Annotated in this window: 7 protein-coding genes and 1 riboswitch; of the genes, 3 read left to right on the forward strand and 4 right to left on the reverse strand. The window is 42.9% G+C overall.

Annotated elements, in window-relative coordinates:
- Positions 1-43: 43 nt before the first annotated feature.
- Positions 44-547, reverse strand: a complete 504-nt coding sequence (locus AM506_RS20605; RefSeq protein WP_060674851.1) for a GNAT family N-acetyltransferase — start codon at positions 545-547, stop codon at positions 44-46.
- Positions 548-1,030: 483 nt separating this feature from the next.
- Here AM506_RS20605 and AM506_RS23225 point away from each other — a divergent pair, with 483 nt between their 5' ends.
- Entirely contained in the window at positions 1,031-1,255 is a 225-nt protein-coding gene (locus tag AM506_RS23225) for a hypothetical protein (protein WP_060674853.1), read from the forward strand.
- 39 nt (positions 1,256-1,294) lie between these two features.
- Positions 1,295-1,966 carry a 5'-methylthioadenosine/S-adenosylhomocysteine nucleosidase family protein gene (locus AM506_RS20615; protein ID WP_060674861.1) on the forward strand — a complete coding sequence of 224 codons (672 nt, stop codon included), beginning with the start codon at positions 1,295-1,297 and terminating at the stop codon, positions 1,964-1,966.
- A gap of 114 nt (positions 1,967-2,080) precedes the next feature.
- On the opposite strand, the gene AM506_RS20620 is transcribed toward AM506_RS20615, so the two are convergent.
- Positions 2,081-5,068, reverse strand: a complete 2,988-nt coding sequence (locus AM506_RS20620) for a lamin tail domain-containing protein (protein WP_160316905.1) — start codon at positions 5,066-5,068, stop codon at positions 2,081-2,083.
- A 382-nt stretch (positions 5,069-5,450) separates the two neighbouring features.
- Here AM506_RS20620 and AM506_RS20625 point away from each other — a divergent pair, with 382 nt between their 5' ends.
- The gene (locus tag AM506_RS20625) at positions 5,451-5,993 is read left to right on the forward strand and encodes an MgtC/SapB family protein (protein ID WP_235576168.1); all 543 of its coding nucleotides are present in this window, start codon (positions 5,451-5,453) and stop codon (positions 5,991-5,993) included.
- A gap of 37 nt (positions 5,994-6,030) precedes the next feature.
- Here the strand turns inward: AM506_RS20625 and AM506_RS20630 are convergent, their stop codons facing one another.
- Positions 6,031-6,600 (reverse strand): glycerol-3-phosphate responsive antiterminator, encoded by a 570-nt coding sequence (locus tag AM506_RS20630; RefSeq protein ID WP_060674865.1) that lies wholly within the window; start codon positions 6,598-6,600, stop codon positions 6,031-6,033.
- Positions 6,601-7,301: 701 nt separating this feature from the next.
- A complete protein-coding gene (locus AM506_RS20635) occupies positions 7,302-8,327 on the reverse strand; it encodes a DUF3231 family protein (protein ID WP_060674867.1) in 1,026 nt (341 codons plus the stop codon).
- A gap of 244 nt (positions 8,328-8,571) precedes the next feature.
- Positions 8,572-8,678, forward strand: a riboswitch (SAM riboswitch).
- Positions 8,679-8,975 lie beyond the last annotated feature (297 nt).

The raw sequence follows: 8,975 nt of genomic DNA on the forward strand, positions 1-8,975 counted from the left end.
CCTGATTTGCATAAAATAGTAGTTTCGGAACAGTTGGAAATCTCTAAAGATCCCGTACGTTCCAAACGATCTCGCCTTGCTCCTCCCACGTGCTGTGGTGCCGCTTGAATCCTATCTTTTCTAGCACTCGGAAGGAAGCATCATTCCAAGCGCCTACAGTCGACCAAAGCCTGTAGCGTCCGGTAGCAATTGCAGCGTCCAGGACAACGGACGCTGCTTCAGTCGCATAGCCTTTACGGTGAGCACTGCGGAACAGCTCATATGCTATCTCCGGCTCTTCAAGTGAGGCACGGCCTATAATCAAGCCACAGTATCCGATAAAATCGCCTTCGTCCCGGCGGCGAATAGTGAGAAGAGAAATGCCATTTTCGACTGCTTTCTTGCGCATCTTGATAATATCGCTACGAGCGGAGTCAAGAGTCGGCATGTCTATACCACGTTCGCCAACCAGTTTTCTTATCCAGGCTGCATCGGACTCTTCCCACATACTCAGATCAAGTCGTTCGGTTTGTAGCTGGAACGCCATAGGTTTAAAGAAATCTGTCATAATAGAACCTCCTCGTTATGTCAGCGTAATTATAATACCTTCACATCACTACACCATGTCCGAAACCCGGTTGATTCGCGGAGCTATTTTCCGAATTTCGCTAAAGGAACAATGAATGTTCAGTTAATTCTAATAAACTTAGTTTATCATAGAGTTCTCGGTTATCTTCAAAACTTCCACAACATCTATCTGTTGATGAAAAATCGAGTATGAGACCTATGTGAATTCATACTCGGTTTCCTGTGATGGAGGAGAGTGGGGACGGTGCTGTTTCTCCAACTTCCTTTCGACCATCACCCCGAATTCATCCATAAAAGTAGAGTCAGAACCATCCTTGACCCCGGGTTTGACCTTGAGGAGATCAACCACTTGTATGGAATTATGTGATACACTTGTAAAAAATGGATATTACATTATCGGGCAAGTAATTGAATAAATAAGATTGAAAGCAAACTAATTCACAAAGAAAGTGAGGTAAAAAATGTGGACTTATTACTCTGGATAACTATTGGTTTTATATTAATCGGATTTATCGCGCTAACTTCTATGAAATCAAGTATGGAAAATAAGCTTGCTTATATAAAAGCAAATTCGGAAGCAGAGGATAGTTCAACAAAAGCTAAGTCCATAATTTGGTGGATAGTGAGTGCCACAGCTTGGGGAATTGTTAGTATGTTTTTTATTGTTTGGTGTTTTCATAGGTTGTAAATGTACTTAAAAAAATTATATTTGTAGGATGATAAATCAATGATCGGAATAAGTATTGCAACGAAGTGGGAATATGAAGCGACATTGGAGTATTTCGGCGTAAGAGATAATGAACGTATGGGTTATCCTTATGGCGAGTATTTTGTGAGAACAATTTGTGATAGTGAACTTATTTTTTATAGTACCGGTGTAAGAAAGGTAAATGGTGTTGGTGGGAATCAGTATATGATTTCTACATTTAATTTAACGAAAGTGATCGTTGTTGGAACGTGTGCAGGGATAGATGATCGGTTCAGTAATTTGGATGTGTTTGTACCCCATATAGCCGTTCAATATGATTGTACGGTAAAAGAAATCGAGCCTCTTATTAAACAATCTTTCATAGTTGAGATGGATTTATCAAAATACGGAAATGATTTTTATACCGGAACAATTGCCACCGCTGATAAAGCAGTAGTGATGTGGAAGGACTATTTAGAACTGAAAGAAAACAAAATAACAATTGCCGATACAGAAGCGGGTGCTATTGCTTATACCTGCAGGAAGAATGATGTTGAATGCATCATCATTAAAGGAATATCTGATTTTCCAACAGATGAAAGAAACGCTGATAAAATCGAATCGAACATTGAACAAATCAATGTGTATTTAGAAAATACACCCAAAGTGATGAACAAAATATATGGCGAATATTTAAATAGATTTATATAAAAGTTGGGGCGAAATACTTTTCTCCTAAATAAAAGGGGTGCGTTCGTGCCATAAGAAAATAGAAAAAGGGCTTAGAGATGAAAATTCTCTAAGCCCTTTTCTGAGGCGAATTTGCTATTCTATCCCCTTATCATCCTTCATCAACTTCTTCATATCAATCTTAAGCATCCGTTCCATCGGGTAGGTGGTGGTGTAGCGGTATTTGTTGGCACCGGATTCGAATACGACGTAGAGTTCTTTCTGTATTTCCACTATTCCCTCTGGCATCGGGATGGCTTCGATGCTTTGGCGTGGTTTGGCTGTGTGACCGTCCAGGAACCATAATGGAACTTGTTTTCCTTCGACTGTGACAAATGCATGAGGGTCTTCTTTCAACGGATATTCATAGCGATACAGGACACTGTCGTTTGCCCTGCCGTAAGAAGTGCTGAGGGTGACGCCGTTTCTTGCTGCCTTCTGCATGATGGCTCCCTGGACTTTTCCTGTGGTGGATAGAACGCAATCCGGTATGGCGTTGACTTCGGGTGAACCCTTCCACTGGTCTTTGCTCAGCATGTCATTGTTTCGTTCTAGATCGTATCCGATCATCCACGCGTAGTGCATTTCTCCGTCCCTGTTCTCGATGTGATGAGTTAGATCGGTCGGATAGGAGCTTGCTTCATAGAATTCCCCGACCCAGAGGATGCCTTCATCATAAACGGTGTAAGCCGCTTCGACGGGGATGGGGATCTGTTTGGTGAACTGGATTTCCCCGTTGTTTTCTGCATTTACCAAGTCGCTTAAATCGAAGCTGAATAAGTGATTCTCAGAAGCTACCCAGCCGTGATCACGACTGACGGTCACCCCGCCTGCATGACCGGTATAAGGTGTGCCGTCCGTATTGTAGAGGACAACGGATTTCACTAATTCTCCCGTTCTTCGGTCTGTAACGGTTATGGTACCCGGCAGGATCCCATCATCGATATAGCCGATGGTAAGGAGCCAGTCTTTTTTCTGATAATAGGTCAATCCTTGTGGAACGAGCCCTTGTGATAGTCCGGCAATCACCGGGCCGTCGGTACTGATATCCCACAGGTCCTGGTAGGCAGGGTCTTTCTCATATTCCGAACGTTCAACCTGGGTGATGAGCTGGTGTTCCGGTGTGACGGATACAGGATTTGATTTCTCCGATACGTTTCCTGATGTATCCTCTGCACTTACTTGTAACGAGTATGTTTGATGGCCGACTAACGTATAAAGAGTAAAGTCGGTCTTAGATGGATCGACGGAATATTCAAGTTCTCCTTCTTTGTAAATGTGATAGCGGTATAGATCGGTTTCACTGGAAGCGTCCCAGGTTAAAACGGCTTCTCCGTTGCCTGCAGTGGCTTCCACGTTGGTCGGTGTTTGCGGTGCTTCCTCATCTGACACCGGACGATCCGGTGCTTGATCTTCAACGACCCATCCCGGTGTCGGACTTTGACCGTCTGCCAATTTTTCCATCGTCCGGGTATTGTCCTTTGGATAGGAATATGTGACGGATTGTTTCAGGGAAACGTCGTCTCCTGAATAATCGGCCCTCACGACTTCAAGTCCATCAGGGTCGTAAACCGTCAGTGTATTTCCACCGTTGACCAATCCGGCGATATCATCGAGGATGATCGTATCCTCTTCCTGAAGATACTTACTATTATACGAATAAAAATAGTTATAGTTGAAAGCTTCAAGTGAGATAGGATTGATGCTTGTGTTCCTGGTCCAGATCACCACCGTATCCCATGGCTTCAAGATGTGAGTGTCCCCGATTTCTTCATTCCAGTTATAGGACGCGAACCGATATCCTTTCAAATCGATCGGGTCCGGGCTGTTGTTATAAAGCTCGAAGTATTCAAAGGCATCATAGCCTGCGTAGTTATCTGTGTTCGGAATCAATTCTGTGATCAGCAGGTTGGGTGTCGGTACGTTTTCGCTCGGTCCTGTGAAGAGTGGTTTGGTCGGTTCCGATTCGTTTCCGACTTGATCGATTGCCGTTAATTTGAAAGAGTACTCCCTGTTCAATTCCAGAGGGGATACGTTGATGCTCTTTTGGTCAGCAGGAGCGGTCCCGTAAAGCGTACCGTTGATGTAGACGCGGTATCCGGCAAGATCACTTTCAGGATTGGCATTCCAAACCAACTTGACATAATCCTTGCCTGGAGTTGCTTTCAATCCGGTAGGCGTGGCTGGGGCTTCACTGTCCACAATTTCCTGTGGGACGGCCCGGACTTCTTTTGTTGCAGGGGATTCATTTCCTTCTGCGTCCACGGATGTCACTCTGAACGTATAGGTCTTTCCATTCTCCAATCCCGTAAAGGTTGATGTGGCAGCGTCCGTGGAAGTAATCGATCCATCAGATTGGTAGATTTTATAGGAAACGGCACCATCTGTCGCTTCCCACTCAAGGGTAACCGACTGGTTAGCTGGGGTTGCAGTCAGGTTGGCAGGTGTCAGAGGGCCAGATACCTGTCCGGCCAGAACGACGCCGGGAGTCGGTTGTTCATTGTTTTTAATCTTGGTCATCGCAGCAGAGCTGGTAGCCTGATAGGTGGTGCTCCGGTTCGTGATGCCGTCGACTTCCCCATCATTGATGAGAGCGGTACTGAGGACTGTGCCGTCGGCGTCGGCAATTCCTACCTGACGCAGACTGCTGTCATGCAATCCTTGGCCGGAAGAGGTCAGCTTGATCTCGTATACGTCCTCGGGCGTGAGGTACATGTCATAGTTGGAGTTGAAGTCCCAGAGTGGGACATCAGGATAAGCCAACTTCTTTAACCAGAGTACGAGGGATTCTTTCGGCTGGATGATTTTCTCTTCGATGGGCCAGCGGTTGGCAGGGCTTGAGAAGTTACTTGTGAAGTATTGAAGCTGATAGTCTTGCAGGTTGATGGCTTCTGAGGTGGTATTATAGATTTCGACGTACTCATAAGGCTGTCCTGATCCTGCAGATTTGGTGACGATTTCCGTAATGATGAGTGGCGGGTTGTTTTCTTTCGCACTTGCGTTGTGAACTTGAAGCCATAACAGTCCTGTAAAGGCCAAAGCAAGAAAAGCGGCTATCCGGGTGATTGAGTTGGTTTTCAACATCATTTCCTCCTTTTTTTCTTGTTTATGTAAAAAAGAAAAGAACCCCATGGCAATGGGGTGTACGATGACCGTACACACGATTGACACAGGGTTCTCCTCATCTCTACCCACTATATTCACTGTTTAAATCCATCATACAATGTACCCAAGCTAGAAGAAATGGGCATTTAGGTTTAATTTAGTGTATATTTAGAATTTTTAGATATATCATTGAAATGAAGCGGGAATTGGTGTATGATGAAAGGAATAAGGTGAAGCTTGATAGGAAGAGTAAAAGAGATCCCCTGTGAAGCGAATGGTATGATTTTTTTCACACTAGTGTGGAGAAATCATGTATTCGTTTTGTGGAGCGGTCTTTTTTTCATTTAAGGAGGAAGAGGGCATGGGGCATTACATGGTTGAAGTATCGAGATTTTTCTGGCAGCATGATATCTATTTCCGGATTGTCGTGAGCGCAATATTAGGGTTCATCATCGGGTGGGACCGAACCTCCAAAAATAAGCCGGCTGGATTAAAAACTTATACGTATGTATCAGTGGCTTGTACCTTGATCACAATCGTCTCAATCGAAGGGGCAGAGATGCTCAGTCAACCGGGGAGCGGAAAGATGATGGATCCTTTCCGTCTTGCAGCTCAAATCGTATCCGGCCTGGGGTTCCTTGGCGCTGGTGTGATCCTCAAGGACGGATTGAGGGTAAAGGGACTCACTTCGGCAGCTATGATTTTTTACGTGGGGGGAATCGGCATCGGCATTGGAGCGGGATTCTACTCCATCGTCATCTTTGCCACACTGGTAACCTTCATCATTACGAAAATCGGAAACATCTTTGAAGAACGGGAGATTACGATCGTACGAATTCGCCTCCCCTGGATCGGGAAAAAAAGAAAAGGTGACAATGATGAAGAAAAAAAGGTAGGGACCTAAAAGGACTGGAACTCCGAGGAGTTCCAGTCCTTTCTAGTCAAACATCCAAATTCCAAAGCTTCGGATCCCCGGAAGAAATAGCGAGGGCACCGGCACTCAGCCCATTCAGAATGTCCTGCTTATTACTGATCAAGCCACCAGCGATGATGGGCAGGCTCGTCATCGTAGTCAGCCTGTCAATGACAGAAGGCATCAGACCAGGAAGTACTTCAATGGCATCGGGTTTGCAGTTATGGGAGATTTCAATTCCCTTATCAAGGGCATTCCGGTCGATCAAAAAGAGACGCTGAATCGTCATCAGGCCTTCCTCCTTCGCATACTTGATCAGATTGCTCCTCGTCGTAATGATGCCAGCCGGCTTCCAAATTTCTGCTATGTATTTAATGGCACTCTTCGTATTGGACAGCCCATCGATGAAATCAATATGAATAAACGTGGTTTTCCCGGCTTCTTTCAGCTTTTTCAGATAGCCGTTCATCGTAATCAAATTGCCCGTAAGAATGAACACAATGTTGGCGTTTGACTGAATGGCCTTTTCAAGGTCTTTTTCTTCCTTGATGGAAGCGATGACCTGGGATTGGACGATGTCGATAATGTTTGGTTTCATGGACTTGGCCCCTTTTAATAGTCTGAATATTGTTTTTCTTTTAGTATAGCATAGTTGTTTTTGGGGGTTGAGAGTTGTTTCCTTAGCTTTCTTGTAAGCGACTAAGTTGTACGATTAAAGTATGAAGAAAAGGCCCATTTGAAACGAATGAAAAGAGAGTTACGATCGATCACAAACATGTGATGGGAGCGGGAACGGGAACGGTTCTGATTCTACCTTTTCCTATCGCCATACCTCACAAGCATTCAAGAAGTAGAATGTGGCCACTCCTTGGTTTACTCTGATTGCAAGAAATAAAATAAGAAATAGTGGATTTAAGGCGCAGAAAGTTGGGGGGGGATTGCAAGTGCATGAAGAAATTACAGTATTGTATGCTTATCAATGAAGGAACCCTGACATGTGAATGGTCAGGGTTCCTCTTAGGTTAGAAATAATAACCCTAACAATCTGACGAAATAATATTCCATAGCAGGTGCTTCGGGAGTAAAGTAATACTAAAACCAGAGAAAAGTAAATGTCTCTCAAATAATTCGGCAAGAACTATTATGGGTATACAGGAGCTTTTCACACACGGGAGCAGTACCATTAAAGTCCGTCTATAAGCCAATGGACTCGTCCTAGACGATTTTTTTAGTCGTAATTTAGGGGGCGCTTTTCTTTTGATGTTCCAAAAAGTAATCATAGTGGTGAAAATAGCTTTCCTAAATTAATTTTGTTTTTTTTTGTTGAGCTAATTTTACTTTATCCAAAGTTCCAGGAGGTTGTTCTAGCCATTCATTTTGAATCATCAGATAAGCTAGATCCTTTGCGTACTGTGCAATTTCAATTGAGAGTCTCTCATAATTTAACACTAAGTCACTTCGTTGACTTGCAGCAGCTGAAGTTGCATAATTACCGGTTCCTGAAGCGGTTAATAATCCATGATGGAAGAGGATTATCTTATCAGAAAATACCTGTGTTGTTGAGTTAGTCACCGAAACATCGGATGATATAGGAGATTGAGTATTATTATCCAATAATACCTTAGAGAATATTTTTAGATGTTTTTCTGAAATATCCTTTCCTTGCAGCATTAGCTTAATTACTTCTTTCCTTGGGGATGACTGCGCAAATGCTATTGATAACTTAGCCCCAATTAGATTGTTTTGAATATTTATATTCAAATGGGAAAGTTCTATAGCATTTAATGGTCGTTTATTTGAAAAAGGATTTAAACCACTTAGGTATTTTTTACTGTCAACAAAATCATTTTGTTGAGGGTAATCTATGTAAGGCGAACGAACATATAAACCTTTATTAAGTAGAACCTCTGAACTCTCATCGTATAGATCAGAGGTTTCATATAAGGCATTCTTGAAAAGTTTTCTAATGTCCTTTCTTGCACTCATTGATAAAAATCCAGTATAGCCTAACATCCCCGCTTTAGACATATGGTTTATGTACGAAATTATAAATTCATCAGAAAATAATCTGGGGGCATTTAAATTCACATCACTATCTGAAAACCCACATGGCAGGGGGATATTTTCCTGTTGGAAAACCTCTGAGATATGGTTGAATACTTCAATTGAAAGATTACGTCCTGATTCAATAATGGATTTGACTTCTGCATCTTCAACAGTACTAAGAAAATAGTTTAGAAATTGAATGGACATACTATTGTTTAAATAAGCTGTCCATAGAGAAGCAATTTCTGATGAGGTAATTTTAATTATTTTGCCATTCATAGTTTTTTAATTTCCTTCCAATAATTTAGTTAGGTTAAGTTTATTATTTATAAAATCAGAAAAAGTATTCAATCAATTATTGGTGGTGGGTTAGGACACCAGTTGAAAGCTGAATAGATTCACCACTTTGATTTCGTCCGTAAAACATTTCAATTCAAAAACAGGATTGACAACCCAACTAAAATCCTTTACCATTACCCTAATGCATAAACGCATCATAACTTTAACTTAATAAAGCGATATCTTCTTATCAAGAGAGGTGGAGGGACTGGCCCTGCGATACCTCGGCAACGGGTTCTTAAATGAATACCGTGCCAATTCCATCAAGTCATTTGACTTGAAAGATGAGAAGAGCGGGACATATACATATTTGTGCCTCTCTTCTTATGAAGAGGGGCACTTTTTATTGTGCGCCCGGCATGGGTGTGATCTATAGGGTGAGAGTCCCGAGCCGTGAAGACAGTTGTAGCGGTTAGCTTAACGCAAGGGTGTCCGGGGCGACCCGGAATCTGAAGGAAGCGGGCGGCAAACCTCCGGTCCGAGGAACACGAATCTCATATAAGGCTTGTTGCACTGGATAAGTCTGCAATACAAGATGAAGTCCGAACTGTCGAAGGTGCAGAAAGTAAATGAGGCGGATAGATGGAG

It is taken from the genome of Rossellomorea vietnamensis (assembly GCF_001305855.1).
Taxonomy (GTDB): domain Bacteria; phylum Bacillota; class Bacilli; order Bacillales; family Bacillaceae_B; genus Rossellomorea; species Rossellomorea vietnamensis_A.

Excerpts from the sequence above, each read along its gene's own strand:
- AM506_RS20630 (WP_060674865.1), bottom strand. The coding sequence starts at position 6,600 with ATGAAACCAAACATTATCGACATCGTCCAATCCCAGGTCATCGCTTCC.
- AM506_RS20625 (WP_235576168.1), top strand. The coding sequence starts at position 5,451 with ATGGGGCATTACATGGTTGAAGTATCGAGATTTTTCTGGCAGCATGAT.
- AM506_RS20605 (WP_060674851.1), bottom strand. The coding sequence starts at position 547 with ATGACAGATTTCTTTAAACCTATGGCGTTCCAGCTACAAACCGAACGA.
- AM506_RS20615 (WP_060674861.1), top strand. The coding sequence starts at position 1,295 with ATGATCGGAATAAGTATTGCAACGAAGTGGGAATATGAAGCGACATTG.
- AM506_RS20635 (WP_060674867.1), bottom strand. The coding sequence starts at position 8,327 with ATGAATGGCAAAATAATTAAAATTACCTCATCAGAAATTGCTTCTCTA.
- AM506_RS20620 (WP_160316905.1), bottom strand. The coding sequence starts at position 5,068 with ATGTTGAAAACCAACTCAATCACCCGGATAGCCGCTTTTCTTGCTTTG.